We start from the raw sequence: 25,058 nt of genomic DNA on the forward strand, positions 1-25,058 counted from the left end.
AGGTTCTAATTTAGAACCATATGTAATTTAAAGGTTACAATAGTTGCATCTAGTCTCAATTTATTATCGGTAATGAGACGGTAATGCTTGTACCTTGTCCGAGTTTTGATTCAACATGGATAGTGCCATTGTGTTCTTCAATAAAACCATAAACGATGGCCATCCCCATTCCTGTGCCTTTTCCTACGTCTTTCGTGGTGTAAAATGGCTCAAATATTTTCGTCAGTGTCGTTTCGTCCATTCCTACTCCGTTGTCGGAAACACTAATCAGAATATGTTCTTGGATTGCATTTATAGAGAGCCCGACACAACTTTGCCGAGTAAGTTCAGATTCACAGGCATCTTTTGCATTAAGCAACAAGTTTAATATCACTTGACCAATTGCGTCTGCATTGCAACATGTTTCTGGTACTTCCTCTATCTCCGTTTTCACAACCACGTTTCTTAGCTGGGATGCCGCGAGTTTTAAAATAGATCGAGACACTTCAGCAAGATTAACGTTACTTGATTTATTTTCTTTTGGCCGTGAAAAACTAAGTAAGTTACTCACAATACCAGCGATCCGTCGGACCCCTTCTTGAACATCAACCCCAATGTCGACAATATCCTCCGCCATGAGTTCAAACGACATGCCTTTTTGTAATTCAACAAACTTTGCTTTCAAGTCAGGGTCTATTTCTTCACTTTGACTGAGCTCTCGAGCCAAATGAAGTAATCCGACTAAGGTGTCATTAAAATCAAATAAGCTTTCAATATTGCTCGATACGTACGCAAGTGGATTATTGATTTCATGCGCGACCCCCGCAGCCAATGTACCAAGCGTCGCCATTTTTTCCGTCTTTAAAATGACGTTTTTTTGTTTTTCTAACATGGCAACTTTGTCTTCAAGCTCAATATTGGCTTCATACAAACGACGAGTCTGCGCTTCCAAAAGGCCTTCTAATTCATCTCTGGCTTTGCGCTCTCTCTCGTATGCACGCTTGTAATCAATATTTTGTTCGCTCATTTAAACTTTCCTTACCAACAAAATGCATTTATCCGCGCCATGATGAGCACATTGTTGATGTTCAATTTTTACTGTTACACCAAAATGTGCTGCAGCACCATAAATAAGCCCTTCAGAACAAAAGCACAGCTTTCGAGGGGAATCGTAAACAACGATCAGCGAATCCGAGTTATTAAAATCAACTGTAATGGACGGTAGATTAGGTTCAGAATAGAGTTTTTTAACTTCCTTATGGATAACGCTATCAATGCCTTTTATTAAGCCTTCGAAACTATCAAATTGCGACACGATATCTTTATGGCTGTTGGCTAAGTAACCGAACAGATATTGCCCAAAGCCACGGATCAAATCTGGCAGTGGAACGTTTAAGATACGACCGATTTCTTGAACAATTGAAAAAAGCTCTTCATCCGGATAACTTTGAGGCCCAAGATAATATCGGTCCGACAAATTTACTTGGTCCAGAATACTGTCCCATGTTTGTATACCATGCTTTTCAATGACCAAATCTTCCAACGCTCTAAACACGATACCTTTCATTTTGATACCCCCTTACGCCAATCGAGTGCTTTGTCATACAATTCTTTTTCAAACAATATTTTCTGTACCGTTGCTTTCCATTTTGGATCTTGTGAAGCAATGGCATCCTCTAAAACGGCATGGGCAAGTGTCAATTTCTTCGCACTTAACGTTGCAGGCTGACAGATAAGCTCACCAAGCACGATGTCACCCGGAAACCCCCATAGGGTCAGTAGGTAAGCACTCAGTGTTGTCGCTTCTTTCATTTGCCAATTAAACGAGTGTTCGGATAATTGCAATACACAGATTTCGCCTATAGCACCAAGTAAACAAACGACTTGTAGATCTTCAATATCTTGTTTTTCCAAATCGAGAACAGGCCCAAGTGACTTCGCTAATTGTGCCTTTTTCATCGCTTTATTGTTTATTTCAAAAAGTTGTTTCGAAGAAATGCGCTGGTTACCTATTTTCTCTATTTCAAAACACGTCAAAATAGCTTCCGTAAACTCAGAACCAAGCCGGAATACGGCTTGCTGCACAGAATGGACAGGTGATGCAAACCCTAACATGGCTGAATTTGAGATTTGAATCAATTTCGCTGCAAGCGGGGGATTTAACGAAATTAAGTCCGCGGCTTGTTCTAATAATGGAGGGGACAACCTTAACAAACGCAAGGTATCAATCAGCGTTTCTGGTAAGACAGGTAATTTAGTCAGTTGGCCAAGCTCTGCGCGTTCTTCAAGCGTCAAGCCTAGCAAGGGAAGCAATTTAGATGCGTTTATCACATCAACAAGTTGTGCTTTGGTAAATGGTTTCGCTAAATAGAAATGGGCAAGATTATCAACTTGCATAGAAAAATCGGTAGCAACTTCGCCAGAAAGTAAACAGCGCAGCGCTGTTGGACAAATAATTCGGGCTTGTTCCAGCACTTCGAGGCCGGAACATTCGGGCATGACTAAGTCACTGAAAATAATATCAGGCTCACCTAATTCTTCTACACAAGCAGCAAATTCAAGTGGGTTGTTGACCGTTTTCACTTCGCACTCGAAATCGATGTGCAAAATGGCGCGGCTTAATGCTTTTAGTAAAAGCGCATCATCATCGATTAATATCACTTTCAACTTGGCGTTACCCCAAAACCAAACTAAGCCATATTTCTATTTGTTTCTCTTTCTAGCTTAGACTAAATTATGAATAGCGATAGTAAATTACAAAAATGCCACGGCCTATGACTGCGATTGAGTTAGACCTACAAAAACACCCGCCTAAGATTCTTTGTTTAGATGACGAAGAAAGTGTTTTACGGTCTCTCGCCCGCTTACTTAGACACCATGGCATGGAGATAGAAACATTTACCAGCGGTTTCGAAGCGCTCGCGGCTTTGGAAAAGGACGACTTCGAAGTCATTATTAGCGATATGCGAATGCCACAAATGACCGGTGATGTTTTTCTTGCCAAAACCAAAGCACTCTCGCCTGATTCTCAACGCATCCTCCTGACCGGCTATTCCGACTTTTCGTCAACGGTTAATGCGGTTAACGAAGGAGGTATTCATTTTTATCTTCAAAAGCCTTGGCAAAACGAGCATTTACTTTCCACGGTAAAAGAAGCCGTGGAAAAATATCGATTGAAGAAACAAAACGCCGAACTACAAGAAAAGGTCAAAAAACAAAACGCCGAACTCAAAGAACTCAATCAATCATTGGAACAGTTAGTTGAAAAACGAACTTCACAGATAAAACAAGTACTTAAACAACTGGAAGTGGCGCATGAACATGAGAAGAAAGAGCACAAATCTACTGTTGAAGTGTTATACAACTTCATAAATGCTAACCCATATTTAGATGCTGATTTTGCACAAAGTGTTGCTACAACCTGCGCACAAATCGCGAAAAAACTGAAACTTAGCGAACATTTAGTCGAAACGGCAAGAATGGCGGGTTACCTTGCACAAGTAGGTTTACTTGCGATGGATCCGGCCATTTACCGTCACCCAGTAGCTCAACTCGATGAAAATAAAAGAAAAATTTACTTTACACACCCCGCTACGGCGCAGCTCATGCTTATGCCTGCAACGCATTTACATGAAGTCTCTGAAGCAATTTATCATCAATTTGAAAAGTACAATGGTAATGGCATACCCAAAGGTTTAAAAGAACATGAGATCCCAGTATGTGCTCACATACTGGCGGTGGCGCGCGACTACTGGCAATACATTAAAGATAGCAATAAGCCGATGAATGAGCGTAAGGAAACCTCTTTAGAAATGCTTAAAATGTATAGCGGTAATTTTTATCATCCAAAAATGGTGAAAGCACTGATTGCCGTGCTCGCGGATGCTAAGACCTCACAAGCACAACACGTAGGATCAATGGACATTATTTCATCGCAAGAGCTGAAAGCAGGCATGGTATTGGGTCTTGCTATCCACAGCAACAAGGGCATTATGTTACTGCCAAAAGGGCATGTGTTCTCCGACAAATCTATCGCTAAGCTCCAACAGTTAGAATCTCAACGACCTAATCCGTTTAGAATCATGGTTAAGTGATAATGTGGTCGCATTGATTCGGCATCGCGTTTGGCTGCCATTAGAAGAGAGGCAAACCCGAAACCGACGACAACGTTAAAATTATATTCGGTTAAATGATCGCTATCTGCTTGGTATACGTTTAGCTAATCTTGTAAAATAACAGACTGATTTCATTCGTCATAAAGGAGCAGAGGTGTCCCGTTTTTCAGCCATAACCGACAACCCACATGACAACCGTTTTAATCAGAAAACGGGGATCTTACTGACTAATTTAGGGAGTCCTGATGCGCCTACGCCAAGCGCGCTTCGTCGATATCTTCGCGAGTTTTTGTCCGACCCTCGAATTGTTGAAATTCCCCGTATTCTATGGATGATCATCTTACACGGTATCATTCTGCGCGTTCGTCCTGCCAAATCGGCAAAAACTTATGCGAGTATTTGGACTGAGCAAGGATCACCTCTCATTCAAATTACAAAAGAGCAAACAGCCAAACTCAATGAAAAACTACAACTAGAAGGCCTAGCTCATGCAAAAGTCGTCATGGCGATGCGCTACGGTAATCCTTCAATTGAACAAGGTTTAGAAACGCTTCGTGCCGAAGGGATCACGCGGATAATCGTACTGCCTCTCTATCCACAATATTCAAGTGCGACAACAGGCTCAACCTTTGATGCAATCGCCAAAGTTCTATCCAAATGGCGATGGGTGCCTGAACTGCACTTTTTAAACGGCTATCATGATTCACCTGAATACATTGAGTCACTCGCGGCATCCGTAAAAGAAGACCTAGAAAAACATGGTACACCGCAAAAGCTCGTGTTTTCTTACCACGGTACGCCTAAACTGTTTTTAGAACGTGGCGATCCTTATTACTGTTTTTGTATGAAAACCACCCGTTTGGTGAAGGAAAAGTTAGGTTTAAGCGATGAACTAGTCGAAACCACGTTCCAAAGTCGATTCGGTAAAGCGGAGTGGTTAAAGCCATACACCGATGCGACACTGCGTTCGTTTCCGAGTAATGGTATTAAAGACGTTGCAATCTTAAGCCCTGCTTTTAGCGCGGACTGTTTAGAAACACTTGAAGAACTGGAAGAAGAAAACCGTCATTATTTCTTAGAGTCTGGTGGTGAACACTATCGATACATTCCCGCTTTGAATACCAGAGACGATCACATTGATGCGATGTTCAGTTTGCTAAAGCCGCTTCTTTAACTTAAACCATAACAAAATCGCGCGAGGGTTATCGCGCGATTTTTTCTCTGTAAATCAATTTATTGGGAATTAGCTAAATTCAAATTCCGGGGCATTAAGCATCATTAAACATTCTTTTAGTGGCTTTGCAGAACTAAATAAGTACCCTTGAACATAATGGCAACCAAACTCCCGTAACATCTGCAATTGTTCATTCGTTTCAACGCCCTCGGCTATCACGCTTATCCCCAATTTGGAGGCAATTTGGATTAGTCCGGAAATCATCACTTGTTTCGTCTTGTCTGCCATTAAGCTATCAACAAACGATTTATCAATTTTCAAAAAGTCGACTTGGTGTTCAATTAAGTTGCTGAGCGATGAGAAACCCGTACAAAAATCATCTAGTGCAATGGTAAGTCCTTTTCCTCGCAATGCTTCCAACACATCCCAAGTGTAACTATTGGTGGCAATAGATTCCGTCACTTCCACCGTTAAACGTCCTGGCGCTAATTGATGTGTGCTGAGCGCTTTGAGAATTAAATCAATTTGATTGTTCGATGCTTTGAATTCATTGACAGAGCGGTTGATAGAAATGCTCACGTTGCCAAATCCTTCCTTATCGAGTAACGCCAAGTCTTGACACGTTTGTTCCAACACAAATTGGCCAATCAACTGAATTAAACCAAACTCTTCTGCCAATGGAATGAACACATTTGGTGGGATCATCCCCTCTTCATCGTCAAACCAACGTATAAGAGCTTCAAATTTCGCGATACGTTTCGTATCTAAATGCACTATTGGCTGATAATACACATTCAGCTTTTTTTCTTTTAATGCTAATTTAAGTTTTTGTTTTAAATGAATTTTATTGAGATACGCACTTTGAATCACTTGATTGTGTATCGCCACACTTCCTGGATTGGCCTTCTTCGCACTCGTCAGCGCGTGCGCCGCATTGCGGATTAGATTTGCCGCACTAATCATGACCGTTTCATCAAGTTGTGCAACGCCAACGCTTGCCGTAAGCTCAACAGTAAGTTCACCAAATACATAAGGTTGGCGTAACTTTGAAGAGAGTTTGCTGGCAACGATAAGCGCGTCGTCTACCTGTGAATTCGAAATGAGTATTGCAAATTCGTCGCCGCCATATCGACAGACTAAATCCTGCTGCCGAACACTGTTGCGAAGGCGTTTTGCAACCGAGATAAGAATTCTATCGCCAATTTCTGGACCATACACATCATTCACTTCTTTAAAGCGGTCAAGCCCTAAAAAGATGAGTGAACCAGCGGTGTGTTTTGCGCGAGATTCGGAAATGGTTGATTCAAGTGAATCCATGAAACTACGACGATTTAGCAAGCCTGTGAGAGGTTCGTGATTGGCGTAAAAGGTAAGCTGGGCTTCATTGCGCTTCCACTCTGAAATATCGCGGAAAATAGCGACGAAATTTTGTATTTCACCCACTTCATTTTTAACAACGGTCAAAGTTAATTCTTCTGGATAGATTTGACCATTTTTACGTCGATTGTAAATTTCACCTTTCCAATTGCCTTGTTTTGCTAACTCGTCCCACATGATTGAGTAAAACGCTTTGTCTTGCAGACCAGATGACAACACTTTTGGATCTTTGCCAATGAGTTCGCGCGCGGTATAGCCCGTCACTGTTTCAAAGGTGTTATTTACCATCATAATTTTGTTGTTCGCATCACAAATCATGATGGCTTCAGACGCGTTTTCGAACACGACGTTCGTTAACTCTAATTGCTTATTCAGGACCGTAATATAGGTTACATCTTGGATGGTGGCATTGAATACTCGTTCACCATCTTCTAGTAGCTCAACTTGGCCGATGATGTGCAACAAGCCACGAATGGTATTGCGGTAGCGGTGACTAACCGTAATGTCTGCTTTTTCCGTTATACCTTCCCGAACTTGAACGATTAGTCGCTCAAGTTTCTTTCGATCGTCACCATCTAAATTCTCTAACAAGGTATGCAAGCTTGGTGAAGCTTCAGGTTTCAACATCAGTCTTGGCATTTCATAGCTGAACCAATGTTGATCCGCTTTTATATTCCATGACCAAGAACACAGCTTTGCAATTCGTTCACCTTTGGTGAGGTGATTAAGTAATGCATCTTGCTGTGCAATTTCTAAATTGTGATTAAGCTCCGCCCCAACTAAATGACTAAGTTCTCGAAACCACTCTACATCTTCCTCCGTCATTTTTGGCGATTGCTCGAACAAACACACCATAATACCAATAGGCCGATGGTCGAGTGCACGAAGCGTAATTCCCAAATACCCATCCACATTTAGGATCCTAAGGGCTTCATCATCCTGATACTTTTGCTGTATACAACTGTCTATCATGCAAACTGAATGACTGTAACGCGCGTCCTTACATGGCGTTCCTTCCAAGTCATAAACGATGTTGTCGACTATTTCACCATTTAATGTATGCACTACGGTTTTTACCCGAGTGTCGTTGTCTGAAAATTTGCCAATTAAGCATACTTTTGCAGCAAATCGTTTGTGGAGCAACTGCGCCGCATACTCGTATCGAGATTCGCTGCTTGGCAAATTGAAAAAATGGCTAAACGTTAAAATCATGATTTTGAATTTACAATTGTGGATTGAGTGGTCCTTCAAGAATTTCATAGTACGGTAGAAAGACGAGATAAGTAATAACTTAGATCAATAAAATTTAAATCGACTTTCACTTTGTTGAATTTTTAGCCACAAAATAAAGCAACATAGAATTTCTTTCTGCAATTTTTAACAGTTTTTTACTGTCTATATGTCCTTGCCAAATGCACAATAGCCTCATTAACCGAATCCAAAATGAAGAGATACGTTCATGAGAAATACTTTAGTAGCACTTTCACTGTGCAGTTTACTCGCGGCTTGTGCGCACCATGATGATGTTCGCCCAAGTGAAAATAACACGCATTATGTTGCAGTTAATTCACAGCAAAAAGAAGAAGGTGGTCGTGAGGCGATGAAACAAGCCAAGCACTATTGCGAAAGTATCAAAAAACAAATGTATGTGATCAACGAAGAAGTCGTTTATCAAGGCTCGACACCTGAGTCTGAGTATTTAAGTAACCTTAAAACGGCAGATATCGTGTCAAACGTTGGCACGGTATTGTGGATTTTTGGTGATGGTAGAGTCGATGACGCAGGCGGTATCGCGGCGATTACAGGCGAGTCAGTCAAAGCATCGATGGGAAAACCTTACATTACTAAAATGCACTTTAAGTGTGATTAAACCTGACTTTAAGTGCTAGTCAGCCACGTTGAGCTTGTTTGGAAATTGGCTGAACCACTCTTCGTCCACAGCAAAATCACGTGTCTTTAGTGGCCGTTCTAAACAACGGCCACTTGGTTTCTTCCCATTTGCTTTGCTTTGTATAGCGCCTTATCTGCACTCTCTAGAATATCGTTAGGTGTATTTGTAATCCCATCCCAAAAGGCGACGCCAATTGAAATCGTCACCCGCCTTGCATGTTTAAATTCAACCTCTTCAACACTTTTACGTAAACGTTCGGCGACAGAAGTTGCAATATCCATGTTGATTTCAGGAAGTAAAACCAAAAACTCTTCACCACCGACACGGCAAACGATGTCACCAAATCGTGCATGTTTACTTAATTCGTTCGCTAACTGTTTCAGCACTTCATCACCCACACCATGACCAAATGTGTCGTTCACGTGTTTAAAGTGGTCAATATCGACAGCTAATGTCGAAAAACACTGCTGGTGGCACTCTATTTGATGCAAATGATGCGAAAGCCCGCGACGATTAAGTAAACCCGTAAGTGGATCGGTCGTTCTGTCGTAATCGAGTTTAACGATACGCTGAGTGAGTTTACTGGTACTGTCGACAATAGCGGCTTTTAGTTGTGCAGCCTCGAAATACCACGCATTGATATTGTGTACATTGTTGTGACCTATCGAATCGGTTAGTTCTACCCCTTTTGCCATTCGCCAAAGCGGCTTAGAGATTTTTGAACCAAACACATAAATACCAAGGAAAACCAAAAATATAGCGGGCAAATTCAATTCAACCACACGCAGCAAGGACCAATTTAGATTTTCTAAGGTCACATTTAAGGGTTGCTGTGCAACTACGCCCCAATGAACTTCAGGGATCGCCGCGAAGCCCGCCAGCATTAATTCACCTTTTGTGTTTGCAACTTGTTGTGCGCCAACCCTATCACTTAATACTTGCCTGACAACGTCATTTTGCACAACAATTTCTCCCACTCGATTAGGATCTTTGTGGTAAATCAGAGTACCGAGCCCATCTACAACATATAAAAATGACCCATCTTGGTAAAAATGTTCACCCATTAATTTGTTTAGAATATTATCGCCATCAAGATAAATAGCTCCGCCAATGAATCCGCGATAAGTACCGTTAAGGTCGATGACAGGTGCAGACAAGCTAATAATGAAATTGCCTGCTGGTGATACAAAAGGCTCAGAGACCATTGGCTCACGGGCTTCAAGTACCTTAAGCGATTGTGAATCTTGAAGAAATACGCCACTGACGGGAATTGACTGTGGATAGACGGAAACTATTTCTGCGTTTTCTCGCGCATAAATAGTTGCGTTAAATGTATCGGTTTGAAGCGTTAGCCGCTCGAGTTCTGACTTTACGACTTGCTCATTATCAAAATGCATTGCTATGTTTCTAGCGCTGTAGGCGAGCTGCTGAAGCGATGCATCCAAAAACAAACTGGTAATTTTAGCCACTTTTGTCGCGTAGGCTCGATTGGCCTCTAAGGTTTTTTGAATATGTAATTGACGTTGAACCTGATACGTCGCATAAAAGGAACTGAGTAACGTAATTAATACTCCCAATCCTGCTAATAGTAAGATGAGTCTTTTTAACTCGATTGTTTTGAACGATAACTTCTGCACGGCACACGCTCTTATTTAGACAAGCTACTCTAATCATAACGAGATTGCTGAAGGTATTTTTAATCTAAGTCAACTTTGTGTACATTTGTAATGATTACGGAAACTGGTTAATGGACGACCAACGTATCCAAAAACGATAACTGTTTTTTTAGAAAGGCTTTTCGGATAAACTTACGAGTATATTCAATATACAAATTGTGACATGAAAAAAGGCCGTACGGTTCACCCTCTCGTCTCTCAACTCACGTTTGCTATTTTTGCAGCGGCAATATTGTGGTTGCTGGCGACCGACAAAGACATACTTGTCGTTGGCAATGCGCTGATTCTAGTCTACGTTGTTTACGCATTAGCAAGTTGCGTTGTCAGAGCTAAAGACCGCGATAAAAAACACCATTAATTCAACACCACGTTTCGTGCTACAAGTGAAACAGTTTTCCGAATTTCTCTATTAGACTGCCAATTGAGTAAGAAACGCTGACGTTGCTTTTTCTTGTCTTCACTACACCACACTAAAGTCGACAGCGCTGAGTCTTTCTCTCTGCATTTCTCCGGCAAGGCATAATGGGATTCCCATGCCCGTTGCATTGATTCGTCTTGAAAAGTTTGTCCTTTGATAGTTAAAGGCAAGGATTTCGATTGCATTGACGATTTTTCAATTATAAATGAAGTACCATCTCTGCAGTGATAGGAATGCAAATCGAATAGACTGGTTTTAATCGCCTCTAGTGCCTTCAAATTAGGATGCTGCTTCGACGTCATCGCCACGGAAAGTAAGAAAAGTTGGTATTGAATATCTTCACAATTCGCCTCAACAACTTCTTGCTTCGCTGTCACTAAAAACGAATAGAATACAAAACAAATCAATATAAGCTGAGCCAACGTCTTCATATTGTTTCCTTACAATATCGTTATAGTTCGCCTTCATATGGCAGTGAATACGTTTGAGTTTATTCAAACTTTTACAATTGTACCGCTTAAAACATTTTCTTCTAGGTATATCGAGTTCGCGATTTCACATAAATCGCTGCCTACCACGACGAAGAATATTAAGTAGTTGTAATTTATTAGTTTTTACTTTTATTCCTTGTAGTGATAGCAATTATCTTCAGCTAAAGCGACCGTATTATGGGTAATGTCTCACATTGACAAGGGAAAAAGCTCAACGATAAGCTGTAACAACTGCAACATCTAGAAAGGACATCCTCGAATGTTTAAAAAACTAATTAGCCTCCCTTTTGTTCTTACTTTGCTGGGTTGTACCGCTACACCACATGTTGAGATTGCATCATGCAAAGAAACTTTACTTAGTTACGTCAATCTGCGTGACAACGGCTCACGGGCAGACTATCAAGCTCTTTTTAGTCAAGATGCTACCTTTTCTATACCTGCACTTAGTCTTCATTTAGTCGGTGCTGAAACCATCGCGGAACGCCAGCAGCAAGCCATTCAAAAATTCAAAACAATGCATATGATGACAACCGTCGATGTACTACCAATTCAGAATGAAGAAGCACATGCTGAATCATACTTTATTCTCTATCAACAAGAACGGGATAAAGTAGATGCGCCAAAAACAGTGATTAACGGAAAATACACCGACAAACTTCGCGTATTTGAGGGGAAATGTCTGATCCAAGATCGCCAAGTTGATATTATTCGCAAAGAAAATTGGTAGCCAGAAATGAATCAATAAACCGATTTTATCGCACGCCAGCGGTCGAAAAAAGATTGGATTTTGTATCATCTGAACAAAAAGCGGCTTCCTAAAAACAGGTAATCGCTATTTGTTTGGTACTCTCTGACTACAGCATTCAAAGAAGCGAGAATGTAGGCTTTACCGTTCATCAAGTCTGATTGCTGTCGAAAGCCGCCTTTATATTCGTTCTTGCAACTTGTTCAATTTTATCAGGTTAGCAACAACCTCACTGATTTTGCACCGCTATTTTTTGAGGTAGAAATGCCCTTTTTAAAGCGGTATCACTTAGTTCGTCGAGTCGAGCCAAATCATGAGCTTCACAATAGCGAATCCAATCTCAACTCAATATTCACGAATTATCGAGTTAAGATTCTGTTTCCCAATAAGGCTTAACATCCACGTATTGATGCATCAATGCACTATACGTGGAATGTTAAACGCCGAGAAAAAATGCAGGTAAAATACGCACAAAGTGAGCGCGTGCATCATTCAGCCTAATTCAATTACGATGCTATTTCTCTTTATCTTCCATGTCTAATTCTGTGACCGTAAAAGAAACCGCCGTGATTTTCCAGTTTGCATCCACTTTCACCAAGCTCCAAGATTCAGTGCCGAAGGCTCTCTTTTTGCCGTTTTCATGATCGCTGTAGTCAAAATGGACACTGCCAAGATGGCCGTCCGTCTGCACTTTGATATTCCACATTTTTTCTTCTTGGTCTTTATCATTTGAAATTAAGTTTTCAGGCGGACCAAACTTCCCTAGATTAACCGCGGCTGGGTAATTAGGCCGCTCCAATCGTTTACTTGCCAACATGTCGTCGCTAAAAACCGCAATAAAAGGCACCGTATCGCTGAAAAAGAGTGCTTTAAACGCTTCTTTATCTTTTTTGATTATACTTGTCCTAAATTGCTCTACGACTTCTCTTATTTGAATTTCAGAATCTGACATGTTCGCCAACGATGTCTGACTGAAGAAAAGCACTGGACTTAAACACAACCAACATCCTATTTTCATTTTAATCCTTTGATTTCAATTGATAACTCTATTTATAACCGCCTTAGATGCGACGGTAAAACGTACTGCATCAAAGGAATGTACAACTAAACTGCTGACCCGTCTACAAGGAGAGGGTTCAAGATGCACACTCGGTCAAACAACGGAGCTTATATGCTAACAGTTACCCAAGTCGCTAAAAAGTTTGGCGTTTCTCGTACTACCATTTTGTACTACGAGAAAGTAAAGCTGCTTATCCCGGCATACCGCTCTGAAAATGGATACCGTTGGTATGGTCAGATAGAGATTAAGCGCCTAGAAGCGATAATCGCCTATCGCTCCTACGGACTTACTATTTCAAACATTAAAACGTTACTAGACCGAAATGGAGAGACTCAAACCCAAATACTGAAAGACCACTTCAATGAGCTGGAAAGAGAAATCCAAAACCTACGCGCACAGCAAAAAGCAGTTGTCGTATTGCTTCAAGAACCAACTCTATTAGAGGAAAATATTGTGAACAAAGAACGATGGGTAGAAATCATGATTGCCGCAGGATTCACCGAAACGGACATGGTCAGATGGCATCAAAAATTTGAGGAACTAGAACCTAGTGAACATCAAAAATTCCTCGAATCGCTTGGTATTTCTGGTGACGAAATCACTAAGATCCGAGCTTTATAAAGCACAAATAGCATCAATAAGAGAGCCGATAACATTAAGCGGAATAAAAAGCCCGTTCAAACGGGCTTAATTTATTCACAAGTCCTAGATATTAACTCTTTTTAATTAGGGTAATATCATAACCACCATTTGCTGCAGCAATCAGTTTACCTTCTTTGTTACCCAAGCGAGGACGTATAACTTCCTGTTGCGTTTTCGGCGGCATGACAGAGAAAAACTTTCCAGTACCGTCTTCGTTTTCTGGTTTCCAAGATACGGATAAACTGTCATTTTTGTTGCCGAAAATACAACGAAAATCACCTTTTAGTCGATAATCAATGCGCTTACCCTTTTTGTTCTCGCCATGTGGGTAGAAGGCCCACGTATAATAGCCTTTCTCTAAAACGCTCTTTGTCGAGCGGTTGATTAAAATTGCATCTTCTTCCTTTTCAACAATAATCAGATCATGCTCTTCATCGATTTTAGTGCCTTTAGGATACCTAGATATTGGCCATCTTTGAGCTTCATAATGTATCTATCACCTTTTGCTGGCCTATAAATTTCCTTCTAAATAAAAAAGTTATGCTATATTTCCTAATCAAAACAAGTTATTCAAGTTAAACTGAACACATGTAATTTACTCCAAAACGGCACAGCCCTTTTCGAGTGAAATAAGTTTAAATAAGGCGAGTACCCATAACTAAGCCAATACATTGAACAATTCGGTCGAATTAACGAAACAGGATAAATAAATCAAAATGACAACGCTTAGCTTTTTGTTTGTACGATGTGAGACATGGGATTAAAAAGCAGGAATAAAAGAGGTCCATGCCCAAGTATGGGCATGGTTTTGCCTATTGCTATAAATAACGTGTTTCGAGGTGGGCTTTAAAATATGCAGCATTTAGCGCTTCGCCCGTAGCCTGCTTCACCAATTCGTTTGTTGTTAAAACACTACCTTTGGACCAAATTTTGGTATTCAACCATTGTTGAATTGGTTTTAAATCAGCGTGTTCAAAGCAACCAGCCACATCTACTTCTTGGCTCATTGCAGCTCTAAACTGAGCCGCATACATCGCGCCGAGCGTATAACTTGGGAAATACCCAAAACTACCATCTGTCCAATGAATGTCCTGCATACAGCCATTTCTATAGTTACCTTTTGTGGATAACCCTAAGTAGTGCTGCATTTTTTGGTCCCAAAGTTCAGGAATGTCAGAGGCGTTAATCTCACCATTTATAAGCGCCTTCTCAATTTGATAACGTAGTATAACGTGTGCAGGATACGTCACTTCATCGGCATCAACGCGAATGTAACCTTTCTCTACGCGTTGAATTTCGCGCTGAAACTGCATCAATCCCAATTCATTTGGGATAGCAGAAGCAAAATGTTGATTCGCGTATTTAAAAAGATGAGGAATAAATCGCTCATCTCGTGCTATTTGCATTTCAAAAAACAGAGATTGGGATTCATGTATCCCCATTGAGCGCGCCTTACCAACCGGATACTTTTTCAAACTGGCCGGTAAGCTTTGCTCATAACGTGCATGACCTGTTTCGTGGATGACACCCATCATTGCTTGAATAAAACTGGTCTCATCATAACGTGTCGTGATCCGTGTATCGTCGCTTACACCACCGCAAAATGGGTGCATGCTCACGTCTAAACGACCTCGTTCAAAATCAAAACCGAACAAATGCATCAAGGATTCACTCAGTTGCTTTTGCGCTTCTATCGGATAATGTGCTGTGCGGCCGACGTTGCTTTGATCTGGTATCGTCTTTTGCTTTTCTATCACGTCAGCGATTAATGAGGGTAACCATTTCTCAACGTCGTTGAATACACCGTCGACCAAGTTTGATGTCATCCCTGGTTCGTATAAATCCATCAGGGCATCATAGGCTGTGGCGTGCCCATCTTTTCGAATTTCAGCCTCTTCTTTTGACAAAGCAACAACCGCTTCAAAATTCTTTAAAAAGCCAGCCCAATCATTTTCTTTTCGTTGCACTCGCCACGCAAGCTCACATTTAGCGCCCGCTTTTGACTTGGCTTCGATCAGACTTTCAGGCAGCTTATTCGCGTGCATGTAGCTGTTGAATGCTTCACGTAAAAATGCATCGTCCTCGTCGGACAAAGGCTTGTCTCTCGCTTCATCAATCCAATCTAAAATGCGAGGCTCACTCGACAGTTTGTGGATATGCAGAGCAAGAGCTGACATTGCGTCGCTTCTCGCCTCAGCGCCGCCCACTGGCATCATCGTAGCTTGATCCCACCCTGACATCGCTTGCAAATGTTCAAAACTATCTAATGTGTCGTAATGGGCTTTTAATTTATCTATTGGACTCACAACGTTGTTTCCCGATATTGTCTGTTCTAGTTATAGGAATATGACGGCCAAATTTAAATAGCAAGTCTTTGAACCAACTATTACTCGTTGGTTTCTGTAAGCTCTGTTATGGCTCTTGATAACCTATCCTGAACATCCGCCCACTCGTCATTCGTTGGCGGTAGCTCCAACCATATTTCTGATACATCTGCTTGGTCGAGCGTAAACAGGCCATGATATAAACCTTTAGCATAATCAGCTTTGTTATCCGCCAGTTTAAGCGAGACAACTTTGGTGTGACTTATTGCCTCATTCAACGATTCGTTAAAGTACAAAACAGCCTTATTTTCACCTGCATGTAAAAGACGTGACTGCAAATCAGCGGTAGAAAAAGCATACAAAGGTTTATTCGGCTGATAGTGCGCTTTTACATTTCCAGACACCGCGACATTGTGCTTTTTGGGCATGTCTACAGGCACACCCAAAACAGCTTCAATCTGAGTTTTGCTTATTGGACCTGCGCGCAAAATTCGAGGTGTCGTAGAAGTTAAATCCACAATAGTCGATTCAAGTCCCACCTCACACGGGCCACCATCAAGGACTGCAGCAATCTTGCCGGATAGTCCGAATAAAACTTGCTCCGCCGTTGTTGGACTTATTTTCTTATACGGATTCGCAGAGGGTGCAGCAAGGCCTGTGTCCAATTCATTTAACAGCGCCAGCATTAAAGGATGTGCGGGACAACGAAGGCCCACACTTGGATGACCACCTGTCACCACGTCACTGACCATCTCTTGTTTTTCAAGGATCAAAGTCAGTGGGCCTGGCCAAAAAGCTTCAGCAAGTAGCAGTGCAGTATCTGGTACCGTTTTAGCCCAATCTTGAAGTTTGGACGCGTTCGGAATATGCACGATAAGCGGATGATCGGCAGGCCGGCCTTTTGCAGCAAAGATTTTTGCAACGGCATGTGGTTGACGGGCATCCGCAGCAAGCCCATAAACCGTCTCAGTTGGCACGGCCACGAGCTCACCTTGCGCAAGCAACTTTGCTGCGATTGAAACGGATTTTCCATCAACTAATTTGTCTGTGTGCACAACAGTAACCTTTGCTTAAAACCTTCGAGAAAACCGCGCTCAGATACGATTCACCAATGAGCGCGAAATAGCCGCGTATTATAGCGAAAAACTTCAAATTGGAGCAATAAAGTAGAACACTTTATCGACGGCTTGTTAGAGGTCATTTGTTAAACAGCGTTCAACTCTCTGTGTCACCGTTAGATATTTAAGGCTGCACTACCGAGAGATCTTGATTGTCTTCTTCAAGCGCTTTTAACACGATGCTGATTAAGGCTGGATCAGAATCTAAATTGAAGGCTAAACAAGCTCTGTTGGTATCAACTTCTTTTATTTCAATTCCTCGCTCGACTAAATCATAGGGCATGCCGATATGTTTAAGAGCTTCAAACATCGTGTATTCAGTCGTTATGGTGAGATCGACTCGACCTGCCAACAATTTTCTTGGAATCGCGGAGGCATCCGCTGCAACATCTAAGTTTTTACCCGTTTCAAAACCTTGGTTCACTAAAAAGTCATGTCCGACAGAGCCTCTAACTGTTGAAGTGATGTACTGTTTTGCATCTTCTAACATTCTGATTTTAATGTCTTTACGAGACTTTAATGTGAAAACATACTCTTTGACCGGTTGTAGTAAAGGACACCCCCAATGAAACCAAGACTCTCGCTCAGGCGTACGAAAGATTGAGAAAATAAGGGTATTCGGCTTTTGTCGCGCTATTTTCAACGCCCGTACCCATGGATACACCTCTATTTCATAGTCTACTCCCGCCTTAGTAAGAACCCGTTTTATTTTCTCCGTTGCGTCGCCAGTCAATGTGCCGTTTTCATCTAAATAATTGTAAGGGCGCCACTCTTCAGTGACGACTTTTAAACGGGGCAATGCATCCAAAGACGGACTAAGTAGGATAACGCCGAGAAAAACAAAGAGAAGACGCATCAACGGTTTCCTTATCTTATTAATTTTCGATTACCTTTTTAGCTTTTACCCCAATTACTTTCATTTGCAATTCGCGGATCTGATCAATATCGACTTTATTAGGTAATAAAGGATTCGGTAAAAAAATAAGATTCCGTTGTTTTACATTGGCTTGTTCAAACGCCTTAGCGTGATGGTCAAATTTAAAAAACAAAGATTCGAGACTACCATCCTCAATTGCCGCTTTAAGCCCTTTCTCCAGCCTCGCTTGCAATTCAAAATTATCGTTTGCAACATAAAAATACATAACGGCTGGATAGATCAAGGCTAAATGCTCATCCACAACAAGGTTGTCGAGTTCGCTTCGTTCGAGTTCACTGTATATTTCCGTTATTCCTCGCGGAAAGTAAGAGTTCGTTGAGGAGCTAAGTAGATGGTAAAAGTCGCGCTCTGGATGAGAAGAATCTGTCACAATGCCATTTTGCTTTAGTATTTCAGTATCGGGCCAATCTACACCACTTAGGGCTGAAAACTCGTTTAACCCGACAATATCGTTTACCTGACTAAATCGTGCAGCAGATTGTTTGTTAATCGCCATCAAACGAATACCATAACTTCCAAACGCTAAGGGGATTGGAACCGGTCTTGCAAAGGTTTCTCGGATAGATGATGCCATCGTCCAAAACACATCTATTCGTCCAAGTGATAGCTCCACAAAATGGCGTTTTTGAGTAATAGGAATGTCAATAGGCTGAAGGATATAGTCACCAAATTCTCGTTGACTTTTTTGTAGTGCTAGGTCTAAAACTGCAATGAAATAGCGGTTGTTTGGATTTTTTCGCAGGCCTGATGCATCGACAAACCGAACAATGTCAGTACCTGCATAAACAAACTGACTTAACAAAACAAGGCAAGTACCACAAAACCACTTCAGTGCCATAGTAATTTATTATTAAAAACATACCTTGCCTAACTATAGATGATGTTTACCAATATTGCTCAACGGTAACATGCCCGGGTGAGGCTCTACGATTTCGTTGTAAACCTCGGCTATTTAAAAGCGCGGTTGTATCCTTAACCATTTGTGGATTGCCACATATCATCACTTGGCTGATACTTGGATTGAGCGCAAGACCAGTAAAACTTTCAAGCTCACCTTCATCTAATAATTTGGTTATGCGTCCACTCAAGCCCATGGTTGAGTTTTCCCTTGAAACAACAGGGACATACTGAAAGCCTGATTGTACCGCTTTAATATCCGCGATTAAGCTTTGGTAAGTCAAATCGATATTATGTCGTACCCCATGAACTAACACCACGTGGCTAAATTTATCCCAGACGGTTCCATCAGCTAATATAGACAAGAAAGGTCCTATCGCAGTCCCCGTGCTCAGCATCCATAACTGTTCGCTTTTAGGTACTTCATCAAGGGTAAAATAGCCTGAAGGTTGACTATCAACCCAAATGTCATCGCCAACTTTAAGCGTTGCGAGTGGAGGTGTTAGCGCGCCATCTTCCACTTCAATAAGATAAAATTCATGATAGGCAGCATGAGGTGGGTTTACAAAAGAATACGCACGCGCAATCCGTTTCCCGTCAACTTCCAATGCAAGCTTGGTGAATTGACCAGCCGTAAATGGCTGAATTTTAGCATCTACTTTGATGGAGAACAGTTTATCGGTCCACCAAATCACATCTACAACTTTTCCCTTGTCCCAGTTAGCCATGCGCGCTCCCTTTTCTTTTAATTCCTTTTAAACTAGGAACAAAGAAACATTTTGTCAATTTGAGGGACTACACCAACGTTTTCCCAATTGAACTGGCAATAGATACTGCATTTTATTCAAAACAGAGGGTTTGATGGATAAATGAAGCCGCTCTATCAGCTCAGAAATTTCATCTTGATAATCCGCCTCCATGACAGCCGTAATATCGAGAAACGCTTTTTCAAATTGTGCTTGAGTAATTTTCTGGCGTTGAAATTGAGCAGACACATGCATGAGATCTATCCAGTTACGCCCAAACAACTCGACATTTTCTATGATGTCACCGTGTAATGCGTTGTAAAACCGGTCATAGGTTATCCAATCTGAAGACAATAAAGCCGCGAATAAAATGTTATGCTTTACCTTGATAGCACCCGTCATGTCTTCCTCACTTTGATAAAAAGACAAAGAACGCTGGTAGGCTTTAATTGCTTCGGCGTAGCGAGATTCAAAAAAGAGGATGTTACCTTCAAGCATTCGCTTTACCCCCTTACCACGGCTGCCAATCTTAGATTCATCGATTGAATCGAGCAGCGACAGGGCTTCACTAAACTTCTTCTGTTTTATGTAAACGATCACCGTGTTCACATCCAGCTTGGTCGCGGTTTCAGGCGATGGGTCTAGCCGTTTTGCACATTCATAGTGCCAAAGTGTTTGGTCGAGTTGCTCGTTGTAAATATAAATACCGCCTAATGCGAGCAGAACATTCGCTTTTATTTCCCCATTTAGCTCATCAAATTTAGCGTCTGTCATTGCCTGTGTAATTTTAGGAATGTCTTCCAATCGGCTGGCTCGATAGGCTGCAATCAACGCCAATCGATGTATCGCTATCGCGCCTTCGCTCTCATTTGCATCAATACGTTTTACCAGACGTTCGTACTCCATCATCGCTTCACTCGGGCTGGTGTAAACGAGCTCTTTAAAATGAGCCATATCACTGTGTGATACATGTGCCGAGAGATTAATAGCTAGCGTCAATAAAAGCGGAAGGGACATAAATAACCACGAACTAATCAGGGTTATTTCATCTTAGCGTGGATTGAAGACAAAAAAAAGCCACACGATGTGCGGCTTTTTGGGGTGTGATTCGCGTTGTTTTAGGCGTGTCTCCAAAACTCTGCGATTACGTTACCAAGGAACAGTGTCGTTTTGCAGTGCAAAACCAAGACCGTTAGATTGACTCTAATGCAATCTTAACCATCTCATTAAATGTACTTTGACGTTCTTCTGCAGGTGTTGCTTCACCTGTAATTACGTGGTCGCTTACCGTAAACAAAGCCATTGCTTTGGCACCATATTCAGCTGCAACACCGTAAAGGCCTGCCGTTTCCATATCTACGGCCATAACGCCTAGTTTATCTAGTTGTTGGTAGAACGAGCCATCAGCTTGATAGAAAGTGTCCGTTGTAAACACGTTACCTACTTTTGCCTCAATGCCTAAACGACGCGCTGCGTTCACGCCATTCTCAAGCAAACCGAAATCAGCAATCGCTGCAAAATCGTAACCACGAACACGTGCACGGTTTACGTTCGAATCGGTGCTTGCACCTTGTGCGAAGATTACGTCACGAATTTTAACGTCTTGGCTAATACCACCACATGTGCCGATGCGGATAAGGTTTTTAACGCCATACGTTGCAATGAGTTCACGAGCATAGATAGACATTGATGGAATACCCATACCTGATCCCATCAAACTCACTGGCTTACCATTGTAAGTACCTGTAAAACCAAACATGTTGCGTACGCCAGTCACTTGGCGAGCATCTTCTAAAAAGTTCTCCGCAATATATTTCGCGCGTAATGGATCACCAGGCATCAATACTGTTTCAGCAAAATCACCTATATTCGCGTTAATATGAGGCGTACTCATTGTTCGTTTCCTTTAATTAAGCTTTCTTTAGTAAAGGTGCAAAACCTTCACCGTATTCAAGCGCAGGTAAATTAAACCACTGGGCAAGGGTTTGACCTATGTCTGCAAATGTTTCTCTTTCACCGAGTGCTACTGGCTGCATCCCTTTCACATAGGCCACTACAGGTACATACTCTCGAGTGTGATCAGTACCAGCCGCCGTTGGGTCGCAACCATGGTCAGCAGTAATAATGAGTAGATCATCGTCTCTCATCTTGCCAAGTATAGTCGGTAAATAGTCATCGAACGTTTTTAATGCTTCGGCATAACCTACGGCATTACGGCGGTGACCGAATTTTTCATCAAAATCAACTAGGTTTGTAAATATGATGGCGTTGTCTGTAATCAACTCCATCACCTCACTGGTTTTCGCAAGTAAATTTTCGAGGCCTGGTGCCTTGAACTTTTGCGTAATTCCTTGATGAGCATAGATATCGGAAATCTTTCCGATACTCACCACTTCGCCACCGGCTTCAGCCAATTTATCCAACACCGTAGGTGCAGGTGGCAACACTGAGAAATCTCGGCGATTGCCCGTACGTGCGAAGTCAGCTTTGCTCGAACCTAAAAAAGGCCGCGCTATCACTCGTCCTATATTTAAATCATCAAGCAGCGCCCGTGCGATTTCGCATACTTGATAAAGTTTTTCCAGTCCGAATGTTTCTTCATGCGCGGCCACTTGAAAAACGCTATCAACCGAGGTGTAACAAATAGGCATGCCTGTTTTTACATGCTCTTCACCTAGCTGTTCTAGAATTGTTGTACCTGACGCATGGCAATTCCCTAAGATCCCGGAAATGCCTGCTCGTTTACACAATTCGTCAACGAATTCTTGTGGAAAACAAGGTGTCGTGTTAGGGAAATAGCCCCAATCAAACAGTACTGGTACACCTGCCATTTCCCAATGACCTGACGGTGTATCTTTACCGCTTGAGAGCTCTTTCGCGTAGCCATACGCTCCAATTGGCGTTTGTCTATCAGAAATCTCACACGTTTCTTTTCCTGCAGCTTCACATGCGTCCATCAAACCTAAACGGCTTAAATTTGGCAGCGAAAGTGCGACTTGTTTCTCTGCTTTATACGCAGCTAATAAATGAGCTAGTGTATTGGCACCTACATCACCAAACTGTTCGGCATCTGGTGCAGCCCCTATACCCAAGCTGTCCGCCATTAGAATGATTGCTCTAGCCATACCTTACCTCTTGCTGCGATTTCAGTGTTCAGTCTTTTCACTGTAACTCCGATGTTGGATACTTTATTGATACGTAAATTTATCGTACAGGACATAAGTCCTCAGTAATAAAAGCATAATAAAATTCAATTAACCCTTGTACCTAGCGATTTGTCTCGAGAGGACATAAGTCCTGTTTCACATCAAATAAACTCGTTAAATTTGCTCCCTAAGCGAGGCAAAAGAGATTATTCGTGTCTTTTTTGTTATTGTGATCTCCATCAAGAACAACTGCTGGGTGTGAACTTTAGTGACACGAACTATTATAGCCATAGCTGGCGCTTCTGCGTCGGGCAAATCCTTGTTTAGTCAAACGATCTACAATGAACTAGTTGCGGAGCTGGAATCAGGCGCAATTGCCGTTATTGAAGAAGATGCCTATTATAAAGATCAGTCGCATCTACCGTTTGAACATCGTACTCAAACGAATTACGACCATCCCGATGCATTCGAGCATGATTTGCTGCGCCAGCACCTAGAACAGCTGCGTTTAGGTCAATCCGTTGAAGTACCAACGTATGACTACGCACAGCATACACGCAGTGAAAAAACACGTATTGTGAATCCCGCAAAGATTTTAATCGTTGAGGGTATTCTTTTATTAAGTGATCCTGCGTTGAGTGAAGTATTCGACATTAAAGTATTTATAGATACACCGTTAGACATTTGTCTACTTCGTCGAATGCAGCGAGACATTGAGCAACGAGGGCGTAGCATTGCCTCTGTAGTTGATCAATATCAGGCGACTGTTCGCCCGATGTTTTATCAATTTATTGAGCCTTCGAAGCATAATGCTGACCTGGTCGTAACCCGTGGTGGTATGAATCGCGTTGCGATTGATATTATTAAAAGTAAAATAAAATATTTACTGCAAGAATAAAACGGGAACTATTCAGCATGACAACAATAATGAGCCTTGTGGGCATGGCAGTGCTCCTTGGCATCGCTTTTACGGCGTCCACAAATCGTAAAGCGATTAATCTGCGTACCGTTGGCGGTGCGTTTTTAATGCAAGTGTTTATCGGTGGCTTTGTCCTTTTCTTTGAAGCCGGTAAAAATACGCTTGCAGCAATGTCGAGTGGTGTTTCAGCCGTTATAGGTTACGCCAACGACGGTATTGGCTTCTTGTTTGGTGCGTTGGCAAAACAAGATGCGCTCGGTTTTATTTTCGCGGTACAAGTTTTACCTGTCATTGTGTTCTTCTCAGCACTTGTGGCTGTGTTGTATCACTTGGGAATTATGAATTGGATCATCAAAATTCTCGGTGGTGGCTTGCAAAAACTACTGAATACGTCTCGTCCAGAGTCACTTTCAGCGACAGCGAATATCTTTGTTGGTCAAACTGAAGCGCCTTTAATTGTAAAGCCGTTCATTCCAACAATGACTAAGTCTGAACTTTTCGCTGTAATGGTGGGTGGTTTAGCAACCGTAGCGGGTTCCGTTATGGCAGGCTACGTCACAATCGGGGTTGAACTTAAATACCTCATTGCGGCAAGTTTTATGGCGGCACCTGGTGGTTTCTTAATGGCAAAAATGATCGTGCCAGAAACTGAGAAACCAAAAGAGAATTTAGCGGAAGTCGATAGCGGTGACGACAAACCGGTCAATGTTATCGATGCAGCAGCAGCAGGTGCATCAAGTGGTATGCACTTGGCGTTAAATGTCGGCGCGATGTTACTTGCATTCGTCGCACTTATCGCACTGCTCAATGGCATGTTAGGTGGTATTGGTGGTTGGTTCGGTCACCCAACACTAACATTGCAAGAAATTTTAGGGTACGTTTTCGCTCCAGTCGCGTGGGTCATTGGCGTTCCATGGTCAGAAGCTCAGATAGCTGGTAGCTTCATCGGCCAAAAATTAGTGGTCAACGAGTTTGTTGCCTACTTAGACTTTATTAATTATCGCGATACGTTAAGCGAACACACACAAGCGATTGTCACATTCGCGTTATGTGGATTTGCTAACTTATCATCGATAGCTATTTTACTAGGCGGACTGGGCGGTATGGCGCCAAGTCGTAGAAAGGATATCGCACGCTTAGGACTCAGAGCAGTGTTAGCAGGGTCAATGGCTAACCTCATGAGTGCCGCAATTGCAGGTTTCTTCCTCTCGCTAGCTTAGAAACTTAACGAGATAAGCCACGTAGTTGCAAAACAATTGGTTGGTTGCTTTAAGGGGTTAAAGTGACCACACTAACTTGAACGATACTTCACCAAAGGGCCGCAAGGCCCTTTTATCGTTTCTGTACTCTGAATATTCCGGTTTTTTAGTGATTTTTTACCACCGCTTTCTCGTTAGTCCTGA

23 protein-coding genes are annotated in these 25,058 nt (G+C 42.0%); 8 read left to right on the top strand and 15 right to left on the bottom strand.

Going from position 1 to position 25,058, the window contains the following annotated elements:
- Positions 1-55 precede the first annotated feature (55 nt).
- The 3 genes from NI389_RS18435 to NI389_RS18445 are packed head-to-tail and all read right to left on the bottom strand — an operon-like array spanning position 56 to position 2,640.
- Positions 56-1,006 carry a sensor histidine kinase gene (locus NI389_RS18435; RefSeq protein WP_308362898.1) on the bottom strand — a complete coding sequence of 317 codons (951 nt, stop codon included), beginning with the start codon at positions 1,004-1,006 and terminating at the stop codon, positions 56-58.
- Positions 1,007-1,546, bottom strand: coding sequence for a heme NO-binding domain-containing protein (locus tag NI389_RS18440; RefSeq protein WP_308362900.1), 540 nt, complete (start codon positions 1,544-1,546; stop codon positions 1,007-1,009).
- Positions 1,543-2,640: an HDOD domain-containing protein gene (locus tag NI389_RS18445; RefSeq protein WP_308363482.1), complete on the bottom strand. Its 1,098-nt coding sequence runs from the start codon at positions 2,638-2,640 to the stop codon at positions 1,543-1,545. Before NI389_RS18445 ends, NI389_RS18440 begins: the two co-directional genes overlap by 4 nt.
- Positions 2,641-2,753: 113 nt before the next feature.
- Between NI389_RS18445 and NI389_RS18450 the strand changes: the two genes are divergently transcribed.
- Entirely contained in the window at positions 2,754-4,073 is a 1,320-nt protein-coding gene (locus NI389_RS18450) for an HD domain-containing phosphohydrolase (protein WP_308362901.1), read from the top strand.
- Between the two features lie 175 nt (positions 4,074-4,248).
- A complete protein-coding gene (gene hemH / locus NI389_RS18455; RefSeq protein ID WP_308362902.1) occupies positions 4,249-5,268 on the top strand; it encodes a ferrochelatase in 1,020 nt (339 codons plus the stop codon).
- Positions 5,269-5,337: 69 nt separating this feature from the next.
- Here hemH and NI389_RS18460 read toward each other — a convergent pair whose 3' ends face one another.
- A complete protein-coding gene (locus tag NI389_RS18460; protein ID WP_308362903.1) occupies positions 5,338-7,857 on the bottom strand; it encodes a putative bifunctional diguanylate cyclase/phosphodiesterase in 2,520 nt (839 codons plus the stop codon).
- 247 nt (positions 7,858-8,104) lie between these two features.
- Between NI389_RS18460 and NI389_RS18465 the strand changes: the two genes are divergently transcribed.
- Complete coding sequence (locus NI389_RS18465) at positions 8,105-8,515, top strand: hypothetical protein (RefSeq protein ID WP_208845060.1); 411 nt, start codon at positions 8,105-8,107, stop codon at positions 8,513-8,515.
- A 98-nt stretch (positions 8,516-8,613) separates the two neighbouring features.
- Here the strand turns inward: NI389_RS18465 and NI389_RS18470 are convergent, their stop codons facing one another.
- On the bottom strand, positions 8,614-10,173 hold the full coding sequence (locus NI389_RS18470) for a GGDEF domain-containing protein (RefSeq protein ID WP_308362904.1): 1,560 nt from the start codon (positions 10,171-10,173) through the stop codon (positions 8,614-8,616).
- A gap of 202 nt (positions 10,174-10,375) precedes the next feature.
- On the opposite strand from NI389_RS18470, the gene NI389_RS18475 reads away from it, so the two are divergent.
- Positions 10,376-10,570 (top strand): hypothetical protein, encoded by a 195-nt coding sequence (locus NI389_RS18475; protein ID WP_208845058.1) that lies wholly within the window; start codon positions 10,376-10,378, stop codon positions 10,568-10,570.
- Here NI389_RS18475 and NI389_RS18480 read toward each other — a convergent pair.
- Positions 10,567-11,061, bottom strand: a complete 495-nt coding sequence (locus NI389_RS18480) for a hypothetical protein (RefSeq protein WP_308362905.1) — start codon at positions 11,059-11,061, stop codon at positions 10,567-10,569. The two genes, NI389_RS18475 and NI389_RS18480, sit on opposite strands and share 4 nt — an antisense overlap.
- 319 nt (positions 11,062-11,380) lie before the next feature.
- Between NI389_RS18480 and NI389_RS18485 the strand changes: the two genes are divergently transcribed.
- Positions 11,381-11,848: a nuclear transport factor 2 family protein gene (locus NI389_RS18485; protein WP_308362906.1), complete on the top strand. Its 468-nt coding sequence runs from the start codon at positions 11,381-11,383 to the stop codon at positions 11,846-11,848.
- 532 nt (positions 11,849-12,380) lie between these two features.
- Here the strand turns inward: NI389_RS18485 and NI389_RS18490 are convergent.
- The gene (locus tag NI389_RS18490) at positions 12,381-12,884 is read right to left on the bottom strand and encodes a hypothetical protein (RefSeq protein ID WP_308362907.1); all 504 of its coding nucleotides are present in this window, start codon (positions 12,882-12,884) and stop codon (positions 12,381-12,383) included.
- 153 nt (positions 12,885-13,037) lie between these two features.
- Here NI389_RS18490 and NI389_RS18495 point away from each other — a divergent pair, with 153 nt between their 5' ends.
- Positions 13,038-13,547: a MerR family transcriptional regulator gene (locus NI389_RS18495; RefSeq protein ID WP_308362908.1), complete on the top strand. Its 510-nt coding sequence runs from the start codon at positions 13,038-13,040 to the stop codon at positions 13,545-13,547.
- 839 nt (positions 13,548-14,386) lie between these two features.
- Here NI389_RS18495 and NI389_RS18500 read toward each other — a convergent pair.
- From NI389_RS18500 to NI389_RS18535, 8 genes are all read right to left on the bottom strand, one after another.
- A complete protein-coding gene (locus tag NI389_RS18500; RefSeq protein WP_308362910.1) occupies positions 14,387-15,874 on the bottom strand; it encodes a carboxypeptidase M32 in 1,488 nt (495 codons plus the stop codon).
- A gap of 80 nt (positions 15,875-15,954) precedes the next feature.
- A complete protein-coding gene (locus NI389_RS18505; RefSeq protein ID WP_308362911.1) occupies positions 15,955-16,947 on the bottom strand; it encodes an L-threonylcarbamoyladenylate synthase in 993 nt (330 codons plus the stop codon).
- A 187-nt stretch (positions 16,948-17,134) separates the two neighbouring features.
- Positions 17,135-17,866 (bottom strand): substrate-binding periplasmic protein, encoded by a 732-nt coding sequence (locus NI389_RS18510; protein ID WP_308362913.1) that lies wholly within the window; start codon positions 17,864-17,866, stop codon positions 17,135-17,137.
- A 19-nt stretch (positions 17,867-17,885) separates the two neighbouring features.
- The gene (locus NI389_RS18515) at positions 17,886-18,785 is read right to left on the bottom strand and encodes a hypothetical protein (RefSeq protein ID WP_308362915.1); all 900 of its coding nucleotides are present in this window, start codon (positions 18,783-18,785) and stop codon (positions 17,886-17,888) included.
- 46 nt (positions 18,786-18,831) lie between these two features.
- Complete coding sequence (locus tag NI389_RS18520; protein WP_308362917.1) at positions 18,832-19,572, bottom strand: ferredoxin--NADP reductase; 741 nt, start codon at positions 19,570-19,572, stop codon at positions 18,832-18,834.
- Positions 19,573-19,626: 54 nt separating this feature from the next.
- A complete protein-coding gene (locus NI389_RS18525; RefSeq protein WP_308362919.1) occupies positions 19,627-20,607 on the bottom strand; it encodes a hypothetical protein in 981 nt (326 codons plus the stop codon).
- A gap of 175 nt (positions 20,608-20,782) precedes the next feature.
- A complete protein-coding gene (gene deoD / locus NI389_RS18530; RefSeq protein ID WP_308362921.1) occupies positions 20,783-21,484 on the bottom strand; it encodes a purine-nucleoside phosphorylase in 702 nt (233 codons plus the stop codon).
- Between the two features lie 16 nt (positions 21,485-21,500).
- Positions 21,501-22,715 carry a phosphopentomutase gene (locus NI389_RS18535; protein WP_308362923.1) on the bottom strand — a complete coding sequence of 405 codons (1,215 nt, stop codon included), beginning with the start codon at positions 22,713-22,715 and terminating at the stop codon, positions 21,501-21,503.
- Between the two features lie 289 nt (positions 22,716-23,004).
- Between NI389_RS18535 and udk the strand changes: the two genes are divergently transcribed.
- Together udk and NI389_RS18545 are read left to right on the top strand one after the other, a co-directional pair.
- On the top strand, positions 23,005-23,634 hold the full coding sequence (gene udk, locus NI389_RS18540; protein WP_308362924.1) for a uridine kinase: 630 nt from the start codon (positions 23,005-23,007) through the stop codon (positions 23,632-23,634).
- A gap of 17 nt (positions 23,635-23,651) precedes the next feature.
- Complete coding sequence (locus NI389_RS18545; protein ID WP_308362926.1) at positions 23,652-24,875, top strand: NupC/NupG family nucleoside CNT transporter; 1,224 nt, start codon at positions 23,652-23,654, stop codon at positions 24,873-24,875.
- Positions 24,876-25,058 lie beyond the last annotated feature (183 nt).

The sequence above is a fragment of the Pseudoalteromonas xiamenensis genome (assembly GCF_030994125.1).
Classification (GTDB): Bacteria; Pseudomonadota; Gammaproteobacteria; order Enterobacterales; family Alteromonadaceae; genus Pseudoalteromonas; species Pseudoalteromonas xiamenensis_B.

What these genes read in the sequence shown, in the direction of transcription:
- NI389_RS18435 (WP_308362898.1), bottom strand. Translation starts at nt 1,006, where the DNA reads ATGAGCGAACAAAATATTGATTACAAGCGTGCATACGAGAGAGAGCGC.
- NI389_RS18440 (WP_308362900.1), bottom strand. Translation starts at nt 1,546, where the DNA reads ATGAAAGGTATCGTGTTTAGAGCGTTGGAAGATTTGGTCATTGAAAAG.
- NI389_RS18450 (WP_308362901.1), top strand. Translation starts at nt 2,754, where the DNA reads ATGACTGCGATTGAGTTAGACCTACAAAAACACCCGCCTAAGATTCTT.
- NI389_RS18460 (WP_308362903.1), bottom strand. Translation starts at nt 7,857, where the DNA reads ATGATTTTAACGTTTAGCCATTTTTTCAATTTGCCAAGCAGCGAATCT.
- NI389_RS18465 (WP_208845060.1), top strand. Translation starts at nt 8,105, where the DNA reads ATGAGAAATACTTTAGTAGCACTTTCACTGTGCAGTTTACTCGCGGCT.
- NI389_RS18475 (WP_208845058.1), top strand. Translation starts at nt 10,376, where the DNA reads ATGAAAAAAGGCCGTACGGTTCACCCTCTCGTCTCTCAACTCACGTTT.
- NI389_RS18480 (WP_308362905.1), bottom strand. Translation starts at nt 11,061, where the DNA reads ATGAAGACGTTGGCTCAGCTTATATTGATTTGTTTTGTATTCTATTCG.
- NI389_RS18485 (WP_308362906.1), top strand. Translation starts at nt 11,381, where the DNA reads ATGTTTAAAAAACTAATTAGCCTCCCTTTTGTTCTTACTTTGCTGGGT.
- NI389_RS18490 (WP_308362907.1), bottom strand. Translation starts at nt 12,884, where the DNA reads ATGAAAATAGGATGTTGGTTGTGTTTAAGTCCAGTGCTTTTCTTCAGT.
- NI389_RS18495 (WP_308362908.1), top strand. Translation starts at nt 13,038, where the DNA reads ATGCTAACAGTTACCCAAGTCGCTAAAAAGTTTGGCGTTTCTCGTACT.
- NI389_RS18510 (WP_308362913.1), bottom strand. Translation starts at nt 17,866, where the DNA reads ATGCGTCTTCTCTTTGTTTTTCTCGGCGTTATCCTACTTAGTCCGTCT.
- NI389_RS18515 (WP_308362915.1), bottom strand. Translation starts at nt 18,785, where the DNA reads ATGGCACTGAAGTGGTTTTGTGGTACTTGCCTTGTTTTGTTAAGTCAG.
- NI389_RS18520 (WP_308362917.1), bottom strand. Translation starts at nt 19,572, where the DNA reads ATGGCTAACTGGGACAAGGGAAAAGTTGTAGATGTGATTTGGTGGACC.
- NI389_RS18525 (WP_308362919.1), bottom strand. Translation starts at nt 20,607, where the DNA reads ATGTCCCTTCCGCTTTTATTGACGCTAGCTATTAATCTCTCGGCACAT.
- deoD (WP_308362921.1), bottom strand. Translation starts at nt 21,484, where the DNA reads ATGAGTACGCCTCATATTAACGCGAATATAGGTGATTTTGCTGAAACA.
- NI389_RS18535 (WP_308362923.1), bottom strand. Translation starts at nt 22,715, where the DNA reads ATGGCTAGAGCAATCATTCTAATGGCGGACAGCTTGGGTATAGGGGCT.
- NI389_RS18545 (WP_308362926.1), top strand. Translation starts at nt 23,652, where the DNA reads ATGACAACAATAATGAGCCTTGTGGGCATGGCAGTGCTCCTTGGCATC.